Genomic DNA, 19,537 nt, shown 5'->3' with positions numbered 1-19,537 from the left:
AAGGCAAGGACTGTTCGGCTGAGCGGTCTTTGTCCTGCGAAGCAGGAGCGTCATGCGGCATATTTTGAGCTCTTTTCTAGCATTGCATTGGGCGGCCGTTTTCGCCCTGCTGGCGTTCATCTGCATCGATGGGAATCGTGGCGTCGCGGCGGCCCTTGGCGTGCTCGGCGTTCCCGTCCAGAACGCTCGTTTTGCCGATCTTGAAAACGCCGTCGTCGTGGCGCCGCTCGCCGTGGCATTGCTTGTCGTCGCGGTGCTGTTCTGCTGGGCCTTTGTTGAAGCATTGACCAGCGACGCCACCAACCCGGACCCAGCCGACAGTGTTGTGCGGATCGCCTTCATCTCGGCCTCGGGCGTGCTGTCGTTGATCGTCATCGGCGGCGCTGCGCAAGGCATCAATGGGCTGTTCATGGTTGTCGCCGTGCAATTGGCGGCACTTCTGGCGTCATATGTCGCGATGCTCGCCGAGCGGCGCTCAGCCGCTGCCGCGGCAGTTCCAGTGACCGGCGAAATCCGCGCGGCCGCGCATATCATGGCCAAGGCAGCGGCGTACAATTCCTCGCTTGCCCGCATTTCGGGCCGGCCGGATTCGAGGGACGATCGCTGATGCGCACCTTGTTCGCGCTGTGGGCGGCTCCGCTCCTCCTGTTCTGGGGCTGGTTCTTTCTGTCGCTCAACGACATCAATTTCGGCTATGTCATGCTGAGCCGCCAATTGCACGATCTCGTTTTCCAGCTTTATGGGCAGATGCTCGGCGTCGATCCGGCGCTCATCCCGGGCATGGTGGCGAAGGCTTGCGTCTTCGACGGACTGCTGCTGATGGCGTTCTGGGCATTTCGCCGCCGCAAGGCGATCGGCAGCTGGATCAAGGCAACGCGCAATCGCTATTTCGACCAGGCATCGACTCCGAGCGCCTGAAGCCGGTCGAGAACACCCTGCAGGATGAAGGCCGCCGCCGCTGAATCGATCTTGCCGGCGCGTTTCTTGCGCGAAAAATCCATCTCGATCAGTGTCCGCTCGGCCGCCACCGTCGACAGCCTTTCGTCCCAAAAGACGAACGGCAGATCGGTCAATCCAGCCATGTTGCGGACGAAAGCGCGGGATTTTTGGGCGCGTGGGCCTTCCGAGCCGTCCATGTTGATGGGGAGGCCGATCACCACTGCGCCGGCATTTTCCTTCTGCAGCAGAGCGAGCAGCACCGCGGCATCGAGCGAGAATTTCTTGCGCATGATGACAGGGCGCGGGTGCGCGAAGGACAAGCCGCGGTCCGAAACCGCCACGCCGATCGTCTTGTCGCCGAGGTCAAGCCCAGCCAGGGTCTTGCCGCCGCCGAGCCGGCCCGGCAACTCCTCGATCGTGATGATGCCCAACGGCTTTTCCTTTGACCGCGACGCCGCACTTCCTATACGCGCAACATATGCCGCGGCACTTTAATTTCGCCGTCGGTGTTCTAGCCTCTACCGAAGCAAAAATCGAGGAAGGCATTGATGAAACTTACCTGGTACGGACACTCGGCATTCCGCGTCGAAATCGAAGGCGCGAAAATCCTCATCGACCCGTATCTGGTCGGCAATCCGTCATGGACAGGCGGCTGGGAAGAGCCGGCCGAAGGGGTCACGCACGTGTTGCTTACCCATGGCCACAGCGACCACATCAGCGGCGCCGTCGAAGTGCTCAAGAAAAGCGGCGCGATGCTTGTCGCCAATTTCGAGATTTGCATGTACCTGGTCGGCAAAGGCGTCAGTGACAAGCAAATCAATCCCGGCAATATCGGTGGTACCGTCGATTGCGGCGGCTTCACCACCACTTTCGTTCAGGCTCTGCATTCATCGTCCTTTCTAGGCGAGAGCGGCCAGAACACCTATCTCGGCAATCCGGGCGGGCTCGTCCTGCACTTCCCCGAGGATAAGACGCTCTACCATATGGGCGACACCGACATCTTTTCCGATATGGCGCTGATCAACGAGTTGCATGACCCGAAGATCGGCATCGTGCCGATCGGCGACCGCTTCACCATGGGTGGCGCGGTGGCAGCTCTTGCCTGCCAGCGTTTCTTCAAGTTCGAGACGGTCGTTCCCGCTCACTTCGGCACATTTCCGATGATAGATCAGACCGCCGACAAGTTTGTGGCCGGGCTGGACGGATCGGGTGTGAAAGTGGCGTTGCCGAAGATCGGCGAGACGATTACGCTGTAGGAATAGCGAACCGGAATGACGACATGGGTCTGAGAAACTCTCTTTGCATTTCTATGCTGGTTGCCGCATCGCCGGCGCTGGCCGCCGAGGATTTCATCGAGGGCATCTATCTGCAATCGGAGGATCTCTGCGCGCAGGCCAAAAAGGATACGCTGCAGACGGTGATCGAGGGCGGCAATATCGTACTGTCGGCAAACGGACTGGAAAGCATCGAATATAACTGCGAGTTCCTGCAGATCACCAAGGCGGCACGCTCGCCAAGCTAGGCGGTGACCGCCATCTGCCAGGAGCCGGGCTACGTCTTTCCGGATGTTCTCTCACTGACTCAGATGAACGCGAAGCAGATCGACCTGGTTTCGGTTCGGCCTGCCGCGGACGAAAGCGAGCAGAGCGGCAACGGCGGCAGCTATTTCCTCTGCGACGGCGTGGCAATGCCGTAGGGCAGTTGTCGGCACGATGCATGTTGCGCGGCACGCGCTGCGCCGCTATAGCGCTGGTTTTCCCCGAGGCACAAACATGTCCGTTGATATTAAAACCGTGAAGCGCGTCGCGCACCTTGCCCGCATTGCGGTGAGCGAGGAGGATGCAGAGCGCATGACCGGCGAATTGAACGCCATTTTGGGCTTTGTCGAGCAGTTGAACGAGGTCGATGTTTCCGGCGTCGAGCCGATGACCTCGGTCACGCCGATGGCAATGAAGAAGCGCCAGGACGTCGTCACCGACGGCAGCAAGGCAGCCGACATCGTCGCCAACGCGCCGGCAACCGAAGAGAACTTCTTTCTCGTGCCAAAGGTCGTGGAGTAGCTGGCCGATGGGAATCGAGATCGCCGCGGAGACGCCGCTGCAGGACGATGTGCGTGGGCTGGTCGAGGAGCTCAACGCCACATTGCTGGAGTTGACGCCGCCGGAGCATCGCTACCATTTGACGGTCGAGCAGATGGCGGACCGCGACACGACCGTCTTCATCGCCCGCGATAACGGCCTTGCCATCGGTTGCGGCGCGCTGAAGCGCCACGATGCTGTCGTCGGCGAGGTCAAGCGTATGTATACGCGGCCTTCGCATCGCGGCCGCAAAATCGGTGCGATGATCGTCGAGCGGATTGAGGGCTTGGCGCGCCAAGAAGGGCTGAAGCGTCTGGTGCTGGAGACGGGCGACCGTCATCCCGCCGCCTGGACCGTCTACGAACGCGCCGGTTTTTCGCGCTGTGGGCCGGTGCTGAATTATCCCAATTCCGAGTGGTCGGTGTTTTACGAAAAGAGTCTTGCCTGATGAGCGACCTGACCCAGCTGACGATTTCGCAGGCCCGCGCCAAATTGCGCTCCAGGGAGATCACCGCCACCGAAGTCACCGAGGCTTATCTTTCGGCTATCGAGCGAGCCAATCCGGCGCTCAATGCCTATGTGGTGGTCACTGGCGACAAAGCGCGCGACATGGCCAAGGCCTCCGACGCGAAACTGGCCAAGGGCGAGGGCGGGTCGCTCGAGGGTATCCCGCTCGGCATCAAGGATCTGTTCGGCACCGAAGGCGTCCACACCCAGGCCTGCAGCCACGTGCTTGACGGGTTCAAGCCGCGCTACGAATCGACTATCACCGCCAATCTGTGGGCGGATGGCGCCGTCATGCTCGGCAAGCTCAACATGGACGAGTTCGCCATGGGCTCGTCCAACGAGACCTCGTATTACGGGCCTGTCATCAACCCGTGGCGGCGTTCGCGGCTCGACACGGTGGTAATGCCGACGACACATCAGGGCGAGGGCGGCTTCGTTTCGGCGGGCGGCACCAGGACCGCGCGCACGTTGGACAATGCCCAGCTGGTGCCGGGCGGTTCGTCCGGTGGCTCGGCATCAGCCGTCTCGGCCTTCCTGTGCGCCGGCGCTACCGCCACCGACACCGGCGGCTCGATCCGCCAGCCCGCCGCCTTCACCGGCACGGTCGGCATTAAGCCGACCTATGGCCGCTGCTCGCGTTGGGGCGTCGTCGCCTTCGCCTCGTCGCTCGACCAGGCCGGGCCGATCGCGCGCGACGTGCGCGATGCCGCGATCCTGTTGAAGTCGATGGCTTCGGTCGACCCGAAGGACACGACCTCCGTCGACCTGCCGGTGCCGGATTACGAGGCGGCGATCGGCCGCTCGATCAAGGGGATGAAGGTCGGCATCCCCAAGGAATACCGTGTCGACGGCATGCCCGAGGAGATCGAGGCGTTGTGGCAGAAGGGCATTGCCTGGCTGAGGGATGCCGGCGCCGAGATTGTCGACATCTCGCTGCCGCACACGAAATACGCGCTGCCGGCCTATTACATTGTTGCGCCCGCCGAAGCCTCGTCCAACCTCGCCCGTTACGACGGCGTCCGCTATGGATTGCGCGTGCCCGGCAAGGACATTGTCGACATGTATGAAAAGACCCGCGCCGCCGGCTTCGGGCGTGAGGTCAAGCGCCGCATCATGATCGGCACCTATGTGCTTTCCGCTGGCTACTACGATGCCTACTATCTGCAGGCGCAGAAGGTTCGTAACCTGATCAAGCGCGATTTCGAAAATGTGTTTGTCGCAGGTGTCGACGTCATCCTGACGCCGGCAACGCCGTCCGCCGCCTTCGGCATCGCAGACGAAGACATGGCCGCCGACCCGGTCAAGATGTATCTCAACGACATCTTTACGGTGACGGTGAACATGGCCGGCTTGCCCGGCATCGCGGTTCCGGCCGGGCTCGACGCCAAGGGGCTGCCACTCGGCCTGCAGCTGATCGGCCGGCCTTTCGACGAGGAAACGCTGTTCCAGACCGCCCATGTCATCGAACAGGCGGCCGGCACATTTCAGCCGGAAAAATGGTGGTAGGATCGTTTCTCATCTGAGGGGGTGAGGGATGTTCTTCTATGTCTCCAAGGTCCTGTGGCTCTTCGTCCAGCCGCTTAATCTCGCGATCATCCTGCTGCTGGCTGGATTGCTTGCGGCATTGGTCGGGCGCAAAAGGCTATTTGCCACCGGCAGCGTGCTGGCCTTCCTTGTCCTGGCACTGTCAGCATGGACCTCGCTCGGCGCAGTGATGCTCAATCCGCTCGAGGAGCGTTTCCCTAAGCCACCCCTGCCGGAAAGGGTTGACGGAATCGTTGTGCTCGGCGGCGGTATGGACGGCGCCATCAATTTCGTTCGCGGCGGTTATGAACTCAACGCCAGTGGCGATCGAATTGTCGAGGCAGCCGTGCTGGCGCGGCGTTTTCCGACAGCGAGAGTCGTCATTTCAGGCGGCCCCGTTGCAATAATCGGTGAGGACGAAGGCGACTCAACCACGGCGCCACGCGTACTCACTGCGCTCGGCGTGGCGGCCGATCGTCTGATCCTGGAAGACAAGTCACGCAACACCTACGAGAATGCCGTCTTCACCCAGCGGCTGATTACGCCGAAACCCGGCGAGATCTGGCTGCTGGTGACCTCAGCCTTCCACATGCCGCGCGCCAAGGCGCTGTTCGACAGAGCCGGCTTCCCGACGGTTCCATGGCCGGTCGACTACCGCACCTCCGGTAAGGAAGGTATCAGCCTGTTCCGCAAATCTACCAACGAAGCGCTGCAGACCACGACCATCGCGATTCGCGAATGGATCGGGCTCGTCGCCTATTGGCTGTCGGGCCGCATTGATCAGCCTTTTCCCGGGCCAGGCGGCTGACCGAGCACCGCCTGCCGCGCCGCCGAGAAAAATTGGCGGCGCACCAGCACCGCCAGAAGCAGCAGCGTCGATAGCACGAAAACGGCGGGATCGACGAACCAGCCAAGATAACCGATCGAGAAGAACACGCCGCGCAGCCCGGAATTGAAATGCTTCCCGGCCAGCATGTTCATGCGGGCCGCGCGCCACACCGCCGTTTCGGTGACCGGATTGCGCGACGCCTCGCCATGCGGAATCGGCACCGCGCCGATCAGGATCGAGCAATAGTTGAACAGCCGGTAAGCCCAGCCGAACTTGAAGAAGGAAAAGGCCAGGATCAGCACCAGCCCGAACACCTTCGTCTGGAAGGCGGCGCGTGAGGATGTGGCGCCAAACGGCAGGTCGCTCAGCACAGTGAGAACCTGATCGGAAGTGCCGAGCAAGGCAAAACAGCCGCCGATCGCAATTAGCGAACTGGAGGCAAAGAAGGCGGTCCCCTGTTGCAGGCCGCTCATGATGGCGGTGTCGACGATGCGGATCTCGCGTTCGGCCATGGTCCTCATCCAGGCCTCGCGCTGCGCGTTCATCGCCCTCGTCAGCGACATGCGGCTGACCAGCATTCCGTCGGCGGCGAGCGTATGCAGCACCCACGCGGCAAGGAAGAACCCCAGCGCAGCAAGGTCGGCCGTCGATAAATGAAAGGAATCGCTCATGCGGTGCTTTTACCACAGGCGGAGGGGACGCTTCGATGGCCGAAGCCGGAATGTCGCTGCCGGAGCAAACAAGGTCGGCAGGCGCAGCGCCGCGATCTTCAAAACAGCGGAAAACATCATGGGAATTCCTATATGTAGATCTCAACAGGGTCCCAGGAGAAAACGCCCACGTGTTCCTTTCGGTTTTCGACCTGTTCAAGATCGGCATCGGCCCATCGAGTTCGCACACGATGGGGCCGATGACGGCTGCGCGGCGGTTTCTCGACGAGATTGCGGGAGACGACTGGCCGCGTCCGGCCGACGCCAGGGTCGACCGAATCGCGGCCAGCCTGCATGGCTCGCTCGCCTATACCGGTATCGGCCATGGCTCCGATCGCGCCGTGGTGCTCGGCCTCGCCGGCCAGACGCCGCAGACGGTGGATCCTGACCACGCCGACGGCATCGCCGCTCGCATCGCCGCCGAGAAGCGGATTTCGCCGCCCGGCCATCCGTCCTATCGTTTCGACCCGGCAACGGATCTGGTGCTGGATCGCAAGACGCCGCTGCCGGGTCACGCCAATGGCATGGCGTTTTCTGCCTATGATGCCGGAGACCGGTTGCTGCTGAGGCGCGTCTACTATTCGATCGGCGGCGGCTTTGTCGTTTCCGAGGAAGAATTGCAGCGGATGAAGGCGAGGGGCTCGGCGACAACCGAAGGCAAGAAGGTTCCATATCCGTTCAAGAACGCCGTCGAAATGCTCTCAATGGCAGCGAAAAGTGGCCTTTCCATCGCCGAGATGAAGCGCGTCAACGAGGAGACGCAGATGTCGCGCAAGGAGCTCGACGCCGGCCTCGACGGCATCTGGAGCGCCATGAAGGGATGCATCGAGCGCGGCCTGTCGCAAGACGGCATCATGCCCGGCGGACTGAAGGTGCGCCGCCGTGCCCGGATGCTGCACGACAAGTTGCAGGAGCAATGGCAGCAGAACCGGCCCAACCCGCTGCTCGCCAATGACTGGCTGTCGATCTATGCAATGGCGGTCAACGAGGAGAACGCCGCCGGCGGCCGTGTCGTCACCGCGCCAACCAATGGGGCGGCCGGCACTCTGCCCGCGGTGTTGCGCTATTGGCTGCATTTCCATCCCGAAGCCGACCAGCCGAGTATCCGCGATTTCCTGCTGACGGCGGCGGCCGTTGGCGGCATCATCAAGACCAATGCTTCGATCTCGGGGGCCGAGGTAGGCTGCCAGGGCGAGGTCGGTTCGGCTTCGGCGATGGCTGCGGCGGGATTGTGCGCCGTCATGGGCGGCACGCCCGAGCAGGTCGAGAACGCTGCCGAAATCGCGCTGGAACATCATCTCGGCATGACCTGCGATCCGGTCGGCGGCCTGGTGCAGGTGCCGTGCATCGAGCGCAACGCGCTTGGCGCTGTCAAGGCGGTGACCGCCGCTTCGCTGGCCATCAAGGGCGATGGCGTTCATTTCGTGCCGCTCGATGCGGCGATCGAGACGATGCGCCAGACCGGCCTCGACATGAACGAAAAGTACAAGGAAACCAGCCTTGGCGGATTGGCCGTCAATGTCGTGGAGTGCTGAGCGCCAGTCTGGCGGCCTGGACCACCACTGTGGAGAAGTCGATCAGGCCGTTGACGCGTTCGCGTGCTGGGCTAAACCTTAAACGATGTCTCTCAATCTCATAAAGCTTTGCGTCGGCTGTGACAGCGTCGAGGATCTGGAAGAGTGGATTGCCTTCCGCCTCGACGAGCGGCGCCGCGCCGGCGAACCGGCCGAACACTACCACACCACCCGCATGGTGCCGACGCGCGGCGCCGAGATCACCGACGGCGGCTCGCTCTACTGGGTGGTCAAGGGCAATGTCCAATGCCGTCAGCTGATCACCGAAATCCGGCCCTTCACTGATGACGATGGCATCGGCCGCTGCCATCTGATCCTCGATCCCGAGGTCGTGCGCACCGACTGGCAGCCGCGCCGTGCATTCCAAGGGTGGCGCTACCTGAAGCCGGCGGACGCGCCGGCCGATCTCGGCAAGGGCAAAGCCGGGCTGATCGAAATGCCGCCGAAGCTCAGGCGTGAGCTTGCCGATCTCGGCCTACTCTGACGCCAAGAACCGTAACGCCAAGGGCACCGGCCGAACGCTTGTCCGCAGTTGCCATCATCACCGGTCCTGCAGGTCGCCTGATCTGGGCTTGCAAGCTGGGGAACAACGCCACATCTTGAATGTCATGAGCGACAAGAAGCAGCCCGTGCCTGCAAAGGCCAATCCTGCGCCGGTCGAGTCCCAATCGAGCACCGGCGAGATCGACGCCTTTCTCCGTCAGGCAAGGACGCTCGCTGCATCCGCCACCGGTTCAGGCAGGCTGATCCTGTCCCTCGACGCTACGATGAGCCGCCAGCCGACCTGGGATCTCGCCTGTGCGCTGCAGGCCGAGATGTTCGACGCCGTCGGCAAGGCTGGGGTGCTCAAGGTTCAACTGGTCTATTTCCGCGGGCTTGGCGAGTGCCGTTCCTCCGCATTCGTCACCGATACCGAAGCTCTGAAGCAGCTGATGACGCGCATCGACTGCCGTAGCGGCCACACCCAGATCGGCAAGGTGCTCGCCCATGCGCTGAAACAGACGGCGGCGGCCAAGGTCAACGCGCTGGTCTATATCGGCGATGCGATGGAAGAAAACATAGATGATCTGGCCGAAAAGGCCGGTAGCCTAGGTCTGCACGGCGTTCCTGTCTTCGTTTTTCAGGAAGGCCATGATGCCGGTGCAGAAAAGGCGTTCAAGGAAATTGCACGGCTGTCCAAAGGGGCCTGGTTCCGGTTTGATCGGCGGGCTGCCGCGACCTTGGCCGGCCTGCTTTCGTCCGTCGCCGTGTTTGCGACCGGCGGTCTGAAAGCACTGGAGGACCGGGGCAGGCCGGAGGACCGGCTGATGATCGAGCATCTGCGGGGCGGCGGAAACTGATGGGCGCGATTATCGCTTTTGTAGCATTGCTTCTGGTGCTTCTCGGCATGCTCACCATCTTCCTGCGCGCCGATCCGGGGAAGCTTGCAGGCGGCATGAGGACCCTTGGACCCGTGCTGCTCGGGCTGGTCGGCGTTGCCGTGCTGCTGGTCGGGCGCGAGGGCCTCGGCGGCTTGATCCTGTCGGCCGCGCTCGCCTGGTATGGCTCCATGCGCATGAATCAGCCGGCCGCAAAACTGGCACCGGGCAAGCGTTCGACGGTGCGTACCGCGGCGCTTGAGATGGAACTCGATCACGACACCGGCGGCCTCGAAGGCCTCGTGCTGGCTGGGCGCCATGAAGGCAAGATGCTTGGCTCGATGGGGCTTGCCGAATTGCAGCAACTTTATCGCGAGCTCTCCGGCGATCCGGAGAGCCGCCAGCTGCTAGAGACGTATCTTGACGGCAGATTTCCCATCTGGCGCAAAGACGCTGATGCGAATGGTGGCGAAGGGCTGGGTGTTGCGCCAGGTTCGGGCGCCATGACTAAGGAGGAGGCCTACAAGATCCTTGGTCTTGAAGCGGGGGCTGCCGCGGCGGATGTCCGCAAGGCGCACCGCCGCCTGATGCAGCGCCTGCACCCCGATATCGGTGGCACGTCTTTCCTGGCGGCGCGGATCAACGAAGCCAAGGACGTCTTGCTCTCCAATCACAACTAGTCTCCTTCGACGCAGAACTTTCGGGAAAGATATCGTTTCGCGCCCTTACTGCTGGACGGCGTAGCACTCGATCTTCTTCTTTTTCAAAGCGTTACAAGCCCTCCAGGCGGCGGTCTTCGAACCAAAACCACCGAACCGGGCGCGGTAATAGGTGACGCCGTCTTTGTCGAAGGCGACGGTGAAACCGGAGGCATCGGCCAGAACGGAGGGCACCTGCTTCGTCGCCTTGTCGAGGAAAGCCTTTGCTTCGGATTGCTTTGGCGAAGAGGCGACCTGTATTGCCCAGCCGGATGGCACCGACGCCGTGCTGACCGGATCGACCTCTGCAGCCGGTTCGGCATAGGCTGCGGCGACCCGGGCCGTCGCCACATCGTCCGCTGTCGCCACGGCCGCCGTCTTGACCTTTCTGGTCTGAACGACCGGAGTGGTTTCTTCAACGACGGGAGCATTTTCCTCGACGAGGGAGGCAACGGCATCGTCGTCCGGCTTACTATCCGGCGTCGGCGCGTCATGCTTCGGCAGAAGCACCTTGGCCAGGGCTGAAATCGGATTGCCGCCACCGGCTTTGGCAATCAGCATGCCGCCGCCGCGCGACGACGCCTTCGGCATGTAGGCATTGATCAACCCGGCCATCTGGCTGTCGCGGCTGCCGCCGGACCTGCCGCCCATGACCACCGCTACGATGCGCCGGTCGCGATCCGATACCGAGGAGACCAGGTTATAGCCGGAGGCGCGGGTATAACCGGTCTTGATGCCGTCGACGCCCTTGATGCGTCCGAGCAGACGGTTATGGCCGTTGATGCGCTGTCGCCCGTAAAGAAAGGAGCGCTGCGAGAAATAGCCGTAATATTGTGGAAAATGCTCTCTCAGGGCGATACCGAGCAGCGCCATGTCGCGCGCCGTCGTGAACTGCCCGGGATCAGGCAAGCCGTTGGCGTTGCGGAAAACGGTTCCCCGCATGCCCAGCGCCCGCGCCTTGGCGGTCATCATGCGGGCGAAATTGGCCTCATTGCCGCCGAGCATCTCGCCAAGCGCAGTTGCGGAATCGTTTGCCGATTTGGTCACCATCGACAGGATGGCGGTCTCGACCGTGACCGAGCCGCCCCGCTTGACGCCGAGCTTTGTTGGCGGTTCGGCAGCGGCATTGGCCGAGAACACGACCGGAGAATTCCTGCTGATCCTGCCCTTCGCCAATGCCTCGAACGTCAGATAGAGCGTCATCATCTTGGTAAGCGAGGCCGGATAGCGCCGGCCATCGGCATCCGACGAATAAAGCACCTTGCCGGACTTGGCATCGATGACGATGGCCGCCGACTTGGCCGCCATGGATGAAGCCGCGTCCGCGACGACGAAGCTCATCGCCATAGCGAGAATCATGATCGTTTTGAGGGGGGACGCGGATTTGGAAACGAAGCCCGACAACGCCTTACGCACTGATAGTTCCTTTGAATTTCCGTTGCCTTGGAGGCGGCAAAGGGTCCTGCCTCACCTCGGGCCACGCTAACGCGGGCAGCGTTACCAATCCGTTTATGGTAACCGCCGCGTTCACCATTTTCTGCGGGATTGAGCCTCTCTTTATTCGAATCTTAGCGATTGCCGGCGGCTCACGATGCGCATTGCCGCGGAAATCTTGACTTTTTGTGCACTGCACAATATATTTACACGCATTGCACAACGCGGCCCGGACAAGGCGCGTCCATCGTCCAAAGGCAACCGTTCAAGGGAATGCGTGAAATGACCCAGACCTATGAAGATTTCAGCAAATACGGCAAGGAATTTGCCGACACCGGATTGAAGAGCTTTGCATCGCTGTCCAAGGGTGCGCAGGCCATCGCCACCGAGGCGGGCGAGTACACCAAGAAAAGTTTTGAGGCCGGCAGCGCCGTTGTCGAGAAGCTCTTCTCCGCCAAGTCGCTGGATAAGGCGATCGAAATCCAGTCCGACTACGCCAAGCAGTCCTATGAGAGCTTCGTCACCGAGGCCACCAAGCTTGGCGATCTCTATGCCGAACTCGCCAAGGAAGCCTACAAGCCGTTCGAATCGATTGTCGCCAAGGCGAAGTAAATTCGACGAACGTTCCAAGCCGGCCCCTGGGCCTCAAAAGACAGACCCGGTCGCGAACGCGCGGCCGGGTTTTTTCATGCCAGTTCGAAATCGGGGTCCTTGCGGTCTTCACGATTTGAAAAATCGGTCAAGTTTGGCCACCTAGCCATATTGTCAGCTAAACAGAAGGGCTTAAAATCGTCCATCGAGCACCTACATGTCGAGCATGCATGAGGATTCGAAAGAGGCAGGACTACGTGACTACAGGTTTGACTGCCACGAGCTACGTGGTGCGAATGCAGAACGGCAGCAACGGCAATGAGGCCGGTCGCGGCACGGCCGTCATCACGCGCACAAAAACCAAGACCAAGAAGCCCAGTCTGTATCGGGTCCTCATCCTTAACGACGACTACACACCCATGGAGTTCGTGGTTCACGTGCTGGAGCGTTTTTTCCAGAAGGATCGCGAAGCCGCCACACGCATAATGCTTCATGTTCACAATCATGGGGTGGGCGAGTGCGGGGTCTATACATTCGAGGTGGCCGAGACCAAAGTGTCTCAGGTCATGGATTTCGCCCGACAGAATCAGCATCCGCTGCAATGCGTGATGGAGAAGAAGTGAGGTAACATGCCGGCTTTCTCCCAAGGCCTGGAAAAGGCGCTTCACCAAGCGCTGACGCTCGCCAATGAGCGGCACCATGAATATGCAACCCTTGAACATTTGCTGCTCGCCCTGATCGACGACACCGAGGCGGCCGCAGTCATGCGTGCCTGCAACGTCGATCTCGACGAGTTGAAGCATACGGTTCTCACCTATATCGACACCGAGCTCGACAATCTCGTCACCGGCTACGATGAAGATTCCAAGCCGACGGCCGGTTTTCAGCGCGTCATCCAGCGCGCGGTGATCCATGTGCAGTCGTCAGGCCGCGAGGAGGTGTCCGGCGCCAACGTGCTCGTCGCCATCTTCGCCGAGCGCGAGAGCCACGCCGCTTATTTCCTGCAGGAACAGCAGATGACCCGCTACGACGCGGTCAACTACATCTCGCATGGCATTGCCAAGCGCCCAGGCGCTTCCGAGACGCGGACGCCGCGCGGCGCCGACGACGAGCAAGGCAGCCAGGGCGGAGCTGAGCCGCAAGAAGAAGGCGGCAAGAAGAAGCAGCAGCAGGACGCGCTGACTGCCTATTGCGTCAACCTGAATAACAAGGCCAAGGCTGGCAAGATCGATCCGCTGATCGGTCGCGAGAGCGAGATCAACCGGACTATCCAGGTGCTGTGCCGCCGGTCCAAGAACAACCCGCTCTATGTCGGCGATCCCGGCGTCGGCAAGACGGCGATCGCCGAAGGCCTCGCCAAGCGCATCGTCGAGGGCGACGTTCCCGAAGTGCTGCACAATGCCACCATCTTCGCGCTCGACATGGGCACGCTGCTGGCCGGCACCCGTTATCGCGGCGATTTCGAGGAGCGGCTGAAGCAGGTCGTCAAGGAGCTCGAGGACTATCCCGGCGCCGTGCTGTTCATCGATGAGATCCACACCGTGATCGGGGCAGGAGCCACCTCTGGTGGCGCCATGGATGCGTCGAACCTGTTGAAGCCGGCGCTGTCGTCCGGCGCGATCCGCTGCATCGGCTCGACCACCTACAAGGAGTTCCGGCAGTTCTTCGAGAAGGACCGCGCGCTGGTGCGGCGATTCCAGAAGATCGACGTCAACGAGCCGACCGTCGAGGACGCCATCGAGATCATGAAGGGACTGAAGCCCTATTTCGAGGAGTTCCACAAGGTTCGCTACACGAGTGAAGCGATCAAGGCTTCGGTCGAGCTCTCGGCCCGTTACATCAACGACCGCAAGCTGCCGGACAAGGCGATCGACGTGATCGACGAGACCGGCGCCTCGCAGATGCTGGTGCCCGAAGCCAAGCGCAAGAAGACCATCGGCATCAAGGAGATCGAAGCGACGATCGCCACGATGGCGCGCATCCCGCCGAAGACGGTTTCCGCCGACGACGAGAAGGTGCTGCAAGGTCTCGACATCGAGTTGAAGCGCGTCGTCTATGGCCAGGACACCGCGATCACCGCGCTGACTTCGGCCATCAAGCTGGCGCGGGCCGGCCTGCGGGAACCGGAAAAGCCGATCGGCTCGTACCTGTTCTCCGGTCCGACCGGTGTCGGCAAGACGGAAGTGGCCAAGCAGCTCGCCGCCTCGCTCGGCGTGGAGCTGATCCGCTTCGACATGTCGGAATATATGGAACGCCACACCGTTTCGCGGCTGATCGGCGCGCCTCCCGGCTATGTCGGCTTCGACCAGGGCGGCCTTCTGACCGACGGCGTCGACCAGCATCCGCATTGCGTGCTGTTGCTGGACGAAGTCGAAAAGGCGCATCCGGACCTGTTCAACATCCTGTTGCAGGTCATGGATCACGGCAAGCTGACCGACCATAACGGTAAGCAGATCGACTTCCGCAATGTCATCCTGATCATGACCACCAATGCGGGCGCATCCGACGCGCAGCGCGCGGCGATCGGTTTCGGTTCGACCAAACGCGAAGGCGACGATGTCGAAGCGATCAACCGGCTGTTCACGCCGGAGTTCCGCAACCGTCTCGATGCGATCATTCCGTTCGGCTCGCTGCCGGTGCCGGTCATCCATCAGGTGGTGCAGAAGTTCGTCATGCAGCTGGAAGCGCAGCTTTCCGAACGCGGCGTGACCTTCGACCTGTCGCAGGATGCAATCGCCTGGCTGGCCGACAAGGGCTATGACGAGCGCATGGGTGCGCGGCCGCTTGGCCGTGTCATTCAGGAGCACATCAAGAAGCCGCTGGCCGACGAGGTGCTGTTCGGCAAGCTCAAGAAGGGCGGCACGGTGCGTGTCACCGTCGAGAAGAAGGAAACCGGCGAGACCGGCCTGAAGCTCGAATCGCTCGCCGACGAGGCGCCGGTGAAGCCGAAGAAGGAAGAGCCGGACGACGTGCCGAAAGCCAAGAAGGCGGTGGCGAAAAAGCCCGCCGGGAAAAAGGCGGTGGCGCAGAAGTCGGAGCCGAAGGGCAAGGATGGCGGCAAGCGCAGCCTGGTGCCGCAACTGCCGCGTAAGAACTGACAATCCTGCAAGTAAAAAAGCCCCGGCAACGGGGCTTTTTTCATGAAGCTTGTGGTCGAGTGTCGGCCGAGCGGCTTCGCCCCGATTCAGTTTGCCAGCGCCGTCCGTATCTTGCCGGCGTTCTCAGCCAGGACTTCAGGCTGTTCCATCTGTCCGCTGTGCGGCTTCAAGGGGATGCCTTCGAAGCGCGGAATGACATGGACATGGAGGTGGTAGACGGTCTGGCCCGAAGCTGGTTCGTTGAGCTGCATGACCGTGACGCCATCGGCATCGAAGGCCTTCTTTACTGCCCGCGCAACTTTCTGCACGTGAGCGAAGAGGGGGCCAAGCACCGCCGGATCCGCGTCGAGCAGGTTGCGCGACGGCGCTTTCGGCACGACCAGCGTGTGACCCGGTCCTTGCGGCATCACATCCATGAAGACGATGACCGCATCATCCTCGTAGACGCGGTGCGAAGGGATTTCTCCGCGCAGGATTTTTGCGAAAATGTTGCTGCTGTCGTAGGTTGCTTCGGCCATGGCGCACGCTCCGGTTCTTGGCTCGCGGTCTCGTGTAGCGAAGCTGTTGCGGGCGGGCAAGACGATCGGTCGACATCGGCCATGCAGGCTCGAACGTAGTTGAGCGATCGGGCGGGTTTTGCTACTCCGCCATGTCCTTGCGGAACGGGGTGTGCTCTTCCAGATATTCGCTCATCCGCTCGACTTCGCGCCGCTCGCGCTGGAGGTAGTCGGCCACTGCATTGCGCAGACCTGGATGGGCGATGTAGTGCGCCGAATGCATCGTCACCGGCCGGTAGCCGCGCGCCAGCTTGTGCTCGCCCTGCGCACCGGCTTCAACCACCTTCAGCTTTCGCGAGATGGCGAAATCGATCGCCTGATGGTAGCAGACCTCGAAATGCAGGAACGGGTGGTCCTCGATGCAGCCCCAATTGCGGCCGTAGAGCGCGTCTGAACCGATGAAGTTGATGGCGCCGGCTATGTAGCGCCCGTTGCGTTTGGCCATCACCAGCAGGATGTCGTCGGCCATGCGCTCGCCGATCAAGGAGAAGAAATCGCGGTTGAGGTAGGGCCGGCCCCATTTCCTGCTGCCGGTATCCATGTAGAACGCGTAAAAGTCGTCCCAGGCTTTTTCGGTCAGATCCTTGCCGGTCAGCCAGTCGATCGAGATGCCGTCGGCGAGCGCCTCACGCCGCTCCTTTTTCATCGCCTTGCGCTTGCGCGAGGCCAACGTCGAGAGAAAATCGTCGTAGCTCGAAAAGCCTTCGTTGAAGAAGTGAAACTGCTGGTCGGTGCGATGCAGGAAGCCGGCTGCCGCCAAGATCTGGACATCATCCTCCGGCGCGAAGGTGACATGCGCGGAAGACACGCCGAGCTTATCCGTCACCGCCTTTAGGCCGGCCGCAAGGCCGGCCTTGACGGTGGGGCTGTCCTCGCGCTTGCCGACCAGCAGGCGAGGGCCGGTGACGGGTGTGAACGGCACCGCGCATTGCAGCTTCGGATAGTAGCGCCCGCCGGCGCGTTCGAATGCGTCCGACCAGCCATGGTCGAAGACATATTCGCCCTGGCTGTGCGACTTCAGATAGCAGGGGACCGCACCGAGCAGCTTGCCTTGCGCGGTTTCCAGCCTGAGATGATGACCCTGCCAGCCGGTGCGTCGAACGGCGCAGCCGGAATCTTCTAGCGCGCTCAAAAAAGCGAATGAAACAAGCGGGTTGTAGGCGTTTTCTGCCTCGCCCCGCGTAGTGCCGCCGAGGCTGTCCCATTCCGCGCTGGTGAAGGCGCCGATGCCCGCGGCGATGCGGATCGACAGCTCCGCATTCGCCGTTTGTCTGTCGCAGTCGTCCCCTTGATCCATGTGGCTTACTTAAGCTCGCTGCGAACCCATACAAGCCCGTTCAAGCAAGCCGCACAAGATCGGGCTCGAATCCTTCGAACGTCATCTGGTCGGCATATTTGAAGGTCAGGTCGACGGCAGGTTGGTCATGCACTGTCCAGGTGATCACCGGCATGCCGAGCCTTTCACGTACGAACGACACGAACCGGTTCGGCAGGTCGCCGGCGGCGTAGGAGATAAAGGCGATGTCATGCGCCAGCATGGCGAAATGCGCCTCGATCAGATGGTTGTCGTTGCCGTAGGCGGTCAACCCGCCGGGTATGCCGGGTGCATGTTTCGGGAACTCGCGGATCAGCCAATGGTCGAACGACATGATCGCGGTCTTGCCCTTATAGCGCTTGAGCATCTTGCCGACGCCTTCGACCAGGCCTTCGTCGTGTCCGGCAGCGCCTTTCAGCTCGACAACCATCGGCACACGCCCGTCGACCAGATTAAGCGCCTGCTGCAGCGTCGGCAAATGGTCGGCGGTGCCGCCGACCTTCAGCGCCGTGATCTCAGCAGCCGTACGCTGCCAGACGAAGCCGTCCTCGCCGGTCAGCCGCCGCAGATCGCCATCGTGGATGATGACGGGGACGCCGTCGGATGACAGGTGCACGTCGCACTCGATCGCATAGCCGCGCTCGGCTGCCGCGGCGAAGGCGGAAAGAGTGTTCTCCCAGCGCGCCTTGTTCATGTCGTGGAGGCCGCGATGGGCGACGGGCCGGGCAGTCAGCCAGGAAAGGTCGGTCATGGTCGCAGTCCCGGTCATTCGACTTCGAAGATCGCTTCGATTTCCACTGCGGCATTAAGCGGCAGGGAGGGGGTGCCGACGGCGGAGCGGGCGTGCTTGCCGCGGTCGCCGAGCACGGCGACGAGAAAATCCGAGGCGCCGTTGGCGACCAGATGCTGTTCGACAAAATCCGGTGCCGAGGCGACGAAGACGGTGATCTTCACCAGGCGGCGGATCTTGTCGAGATCGCCAAGTGCCGCCTGGGCCTGCGCCAATATGTTGATCGCACAGTATTTTGCGGCTTCCTTTCCGGTCGCGGTGTCGACATCGCGGCCAAGCAGCCCGCTCGCCTGGAGCTTGCCCTCCTTGAGCGGCAACTGCCCGGCGGTGAACAGCAGATTGCCGGTCCTGCAATAGGGAACGTAGTTGGCGGCGGGCGCAGCGGCAGCCGGCAGCGTCACGCCGAGATCGCTTAGCCGCTTTTCGATTGTTTCGCTCATGCTATTTCCCTATTGCTTGAAGGTGCCGCGCAGGCCGGGCCGAAATTGCTATTTTTGCCTCGCTTCCGCCACGACTTTTTTTAAGCTGGACCATCTTTCCATGCGGCCTGCCATTAGCCGCGATGATCGGAGCACCCCATGCGCGCAACGCGCCTCGCATTCAACGCCGTTCTTCTGACAGCGGCTTCCTGGGCGGCTCCCGCTTTTGCGGTGCCGGCGCTGCAGGCGCACCGTGCCGTCTATGATATCACCCTGGACAAGGCGTCGGATCGCTCGGGGATCACCGGCATATCGGGCCGTATGGTCTACGAGTTCAATGGCTCGCCTTGCGAGGGCTACACGGTAAAGTTCCGCCTGGTCACCCAGATCGTCACCAACGACAATACTAGGCTGACCGACCAGCAGATGACCACCTTCGAGGATGCCGAAGGCAAGACCTTCTCCTTCGTCAACAAGTCCTTTGTCGACCAGAACCTCGACAAGGAGGTCAAGGGGACGGCAACGAAGGAGGCCAATGGTCTCAAGGTCGAAATCGACAAGCCCGAGAAGAACAGCCTGGAACTCGCCGCGACCCAGTTCCCGACCCAGCAAATGGTTGAAATGATCGGCAAGGCGGAAAAGGGCGAGCGTTTTTACGAAACCAACCTGTTCGACGGCTCGGAGGATGCCAACAAGGTGATGACCACCACCGTCGTCGTCGGCAAGCAAGCCAATGCCGACAAGACTGATCCGGAAGTGCCGGCGCTGGCCAAGCTCGCCAGCGACAAATACTGGCCGGTTGACATCGCCTATTTCGACGATACCGACAAAGGCGGCGAGGAAGTGCCGGAATACCGGATCAGCTTCAAGCTGCACGAGAACGGCATCACGCGCGGTCTCGTAATGGACTATGGCGAGTTCTCGATGACCGGCAAGCTGGTCAATCTGTCGCTGTTCGATCAGCCAAAGACCTGCCCGTCGAAATAGGCTCGAACCGACGGCAAGCTGCTGCCGGCTGCTCTCCGCGATAGTGGCGCTTGATCTTGCGGGCATGTTGCACCGACTTGAGCATGCCGCAATTGCATATCAACGTCTTACGACGGTAAGCGCCGCGGG

The 19,537-nt window shown here is 61.7% G+C and carries 22 protein-coding genes and 1 pseudogene; 16 read left to right on the top strand and 7 right to left on the bottom strand.

The genetic code is table 11. The annotated features are described in order from the left end of the window. Positions 1–52 precede the first annotated feature (52 nt). Complete coding sequence (locus NKH37_RS02020) at positions 53–607, top strand: hypothetical protein (RefSeq protein WP_352482275.1); 555 nt, start codon at positions 53–55, stop codon at positions 605–607. Next, complete coding sequence (locus NKH37_RS02015; RefSeq protein WP_023717760.1) at positions 607–918, top strand: DUF6105 family protein; 312 nt, start codon at positions 607–609, stop codon at positions 916–918. The genes NKH37_RS02020 and NKH37_RS02015 overlap by 1 nt, the downstream gene beginning before the upstream one ends. Here the strand turns inward: NKH37_RS02015 and ruvX are convergent. Further along, complete coding sequence (gene ruvX / locus NKH37_RS02010) at positions 885–1,370, bottom strand: Holliday junction resolvase RuvX (protein WP_023717759.1); 486 nt, start codon at positions 1,368–1,370, stop codon at positions 885–887. The genes NKH37_RS02015 and ruvX overlap by 34 nt on opposite strands. 117 nt (positions 1,371–1,487) lie before the next feature. Here ruvX and NKH37_RS02005 point away from each other — a divergent pair, with 117 nt between their 5' ends. From NKH37_RS02005 to NKH37_RS01980, 6 genes and pseudogenes are all read left to right on the top strand, one after another. Then, positions 1,488–2,195, top strand: coding sequence for a metal-dependent hydrolase (locus NKH37_RS02005; protein ID WP_353004233.1), 708 nt, complete (start codon positions 1,488–1,490; stop codon positions 2,193–2,195). 23 nt (positions 2,196–2,218) lie between these two features. Then, positions 2,219–2,635: pseudogene (locus NKH37_RS02000) on the top strand (hypothetical protein). Positions 2,636–2,711: 76 nt separating this feature from the next. Beyond that, positions 2,712–2,999, top strand: a complete 288-nt coding sequence (gene gatC / locus NKH37_RS01995; RefSeq protein WP_023717756.1) for an Asp-tRNA(Asn)/Glu-tRNA(Gln) amidotransferase subunit GatC — start codon at positions 2,712–2,714, stop codon at positions 2,997–2,999. A 7-nt stretch (positions 3,000–3,006) separates the two neighbouring features. Continuing rightward, the gene (locus NKH37_RS01990; RefSeq protein WP_353004237.1) at positions 3,007–3,465 is read left to right on the top strand and encodes a GNAT family N-acetyltransferase; all 459 of its coding nucleotides are present in this window, start codon (positions 3,007–3,009) and stop codon (positions 3,463–3,465) included. After that, a complete protein-coding gene (locus NKH37_RS01985) occupies positions 3,465–5,030 on the top strand; it encodes an amidase (protein ID WP_023717754.1) in 1,566 nt (521 codons plus the stop codon). The genes NKH37_RS01990 and NKH37_RS01985 overlap by 1 nt, the downstream gene beginning before the upstream one ends. Before the next feature lie 28 nt (positions 5,031–5,058). Beyond that, positions 5,059–5,856 carry a YdcF family protein gene (locus NKH37_RS01980; protein WP_353004239.1) on the top strand — a complete coding sequence of 266 codons (798 nt, stop codon included), beginning with the start codon at positions 5,059–5,061 and terminating at the stop codon, positions 5,854–5,856. On the opposite strand, the gene NKH37_RS01975 is transcribed toward NKH37_RS01980, so the two are convergent. Next, complete coding sequence (locus tag NKH37_RS01975) at positions 5,829–6,548, bottom strand: DUF599 domain-containing protein (protein WP_023717752.1); 720 nt, start codon at positions 6,546–6,548, stop codon at positions 5,829–5,831. The two genes, NKH37_RS01980 and NKH37_RS01975, sit on opposite strands and share 28 nt — an antisense overlap. A 170-nt stretch (positions 6,549–6,718) precedes the next feature. On the opposite strand from NKH37_RS01975, the gene NKH37_RS01970 reads away from it, so the two are divergent. The 4 genes from NKH37_RS01970 to NKH37_RS01955 all read left to right on the top strand — a co-directional run bounded on the left by NKH37_RS01970 (position 6,719) and on the right by NKH37_RS01955 (position 10,199). Continuing rightward, positions 6,719–8,122 carry an L-serine ammonia-lyase gene (locus NKH37_RS01970; protein ID WP_023717750.1) on the top strand — a complete coding sequence of 468 codons (1,404 nt, stop codon included), beginning with the start codon at positions 6,719–6,721 and terminating at the stop codon, positions 8,120–8,122. A gap of 85 nt (positions 8,123–8,207) precedes the next feature. Then, the gene (locus tag NKH37_RS01965; RefSeq protein WP_023717749.1) at positions 8,208–8,645 is read left to right on the top strand and encodes a DUF1489 family protein; all 438 of its coding nucleotides are present in this window, start codon (positions 8,208–8,210) and stop codon (positions 8,643–8,645) included. Between the two features lie 124 nt (positions 8,646–8,769). Further along, positions 8,770–9,501 (top strand): vWA domain-containing protein, encoded by a 732-nt coding sequence (locus tag NKH37_RS01960; RefSeq protein ID WP_352482282.1) that lies wholly within the window; start codon positions 8,770–8,772, stop codon positions 9,499–9,501. Next, on the top strand, positions 9,501–10,199 hold the full coding sequence (locus tag NKH37_RS01955; RefSeq protein WP_023717747.1) for a DnaJ domain-containing protein: 699 nt from the start codon (positions 9,501–9,503) through the stop codon (positions 10,197–10,199). Before NKH37_RS01960 ends, NKH37_RS01955 begins: the two co-directional genes overlap by 1 nt. Positions 10,200–10,244: 45 nt before the next feature. On the opposite strand, the gene NKH37_RS01950 is transcribed toward NKH37_RS01955, so the two are convergent. Further along, entirely contained in the window at positions 10,245–11,633 is a 1,389-nt protein-coding gene (locus tag NKH37_RS01950; RefSeq protein WP_353004242.1) for an SPOR domain-containing protein, read from the bottom strand. A 300-nt stretch (positions 11,634–11,933) separates the two neighbouring features. Between NKH37_RS01950 and NKH37_RS01945 the strand changes: the two genes are divergently transcribed. The 3 genes from NKH37_RS01945 to clpA all read left to right on the top strand — a co-directional run bounded on the left by NKH37_RS01945 (position 11,934) and on the right by clpA (position 15,340). Continuing rightward, the gene (locus NKH37_RS01945; protein ID WP_023717745.1) at positions 11,934–12,263 is read left to right on the top strand and encodes a phasin family protein; all 330 of its coding nucleotides are present in this window, start codon (positions 11,934–11,936) and stop codon (positions 12,261–12,263) included. Between the two features lie 275 nt (positions 12,264–12,538). Further along, positions 12,539–12,865, top strand: a complete 327-nt coding sequence (gene clpS, locus NKH37_RS01940; protein WP_023717744.1) for an ATP-dependent Clp protease adapter ClpS — start codon at positions 12,539–12,541, stop codon at positions 12,863–12,865. Positions 12,866–12,871: 6 nt separating this feature from the next. Beyond that, positions 12,872–15,340 (top strand): ATP-dependent Clp protease ATP-binding subunit ClpA, encoded by a 2,469-nt coding sequence (gene clpA, locus NKH37_RS01935; protein WP_023717743.1) that lies wholly within the window; start codon positions 12,872–12,874, stop codon positions 15,338–15,340. Between the two features lie 86 nt (positions 15,341–15,426). On the opposite strand, the gene NKH37_RS01930 is transcribed toward clpA, so the two are convergent. From NKH37_RS01930 to NKH37_RS01915, 4 genes are all read right to left on the bottom strand, one after another. Beyond that, positions 15,427–15,858, bottom strand: coding sequence for an HIT family protein (locus NKH37_RS01930; protein WP_023717742.1), 432 nt, complete (start codon positions 15,856–15,858; stop codon positions 15,427–15,429). 121 nt (positions 15,859–15,979) lie between these two features. After that, positions 15,980–17,194 (bottom strand): GNAT family N-acetyltransferase, encoded by a 1,215-nt coding sequence (locus tag NKH37_RS01925; protein ID WP_352587134.1) that lies wholly within the window; start codon positions 17,192–17,194, stop codon positions 15,980–15,982. 40 nt (positions 17,195–17,234) lie between these two features. Next, on the bottom strand, positions 17,235–17,963 hold the full coding sequence (locus tag NKH37_RS01920; protein WP_023717740.1) for a glycerophosphodiester phosphodiesterase: 729 nt from the start codon (positions 17,961–17,963) through the stop codon (positions 17,235–17,237). Positions 17,964–17,977: 14 nt separating this feature from the next. Further along, entirely contained in the window at positions 17,978–18,442 is a 465-nt protein-coding gene (locus NKH37_RS01915; protein WP_023717739.1) for a RidA family protein, read from the bottom strand. Positions 18,443–18,580: 138 nt separating this feature from the next. Here NKH37_RS01915 and NKH37_RS01910 point away from each other — a divergent pair, with 138 nt between their 5' ends. Beyond that, positions 18,581–19,408, top strand: a complete 828-nt coding sequence (locus tag NKH37_RS01910; RefSeq protein ID WP_023717738.1) for a cell envelope integrity EipB family protein — start codon at positions 18,581–18,583, stop codon at positions 19,406–19,408. The last annotated feature ends 129 nt before the right edge of the window (positions 19,409–19,537 follow it).

Origin of the sequence: Mesorhizobium sp. M1217 (assembly GCF_040318275.1) — a bacterium.
GTDB lineage: Bacteria > Pseudomonadota > Alphaproteobacteria > Rhizobiales > Rhizobiaceae > Mesorhizobium.
This window is presented reverse-complemented; position numbering and strand designations above follow the sequence as displayed.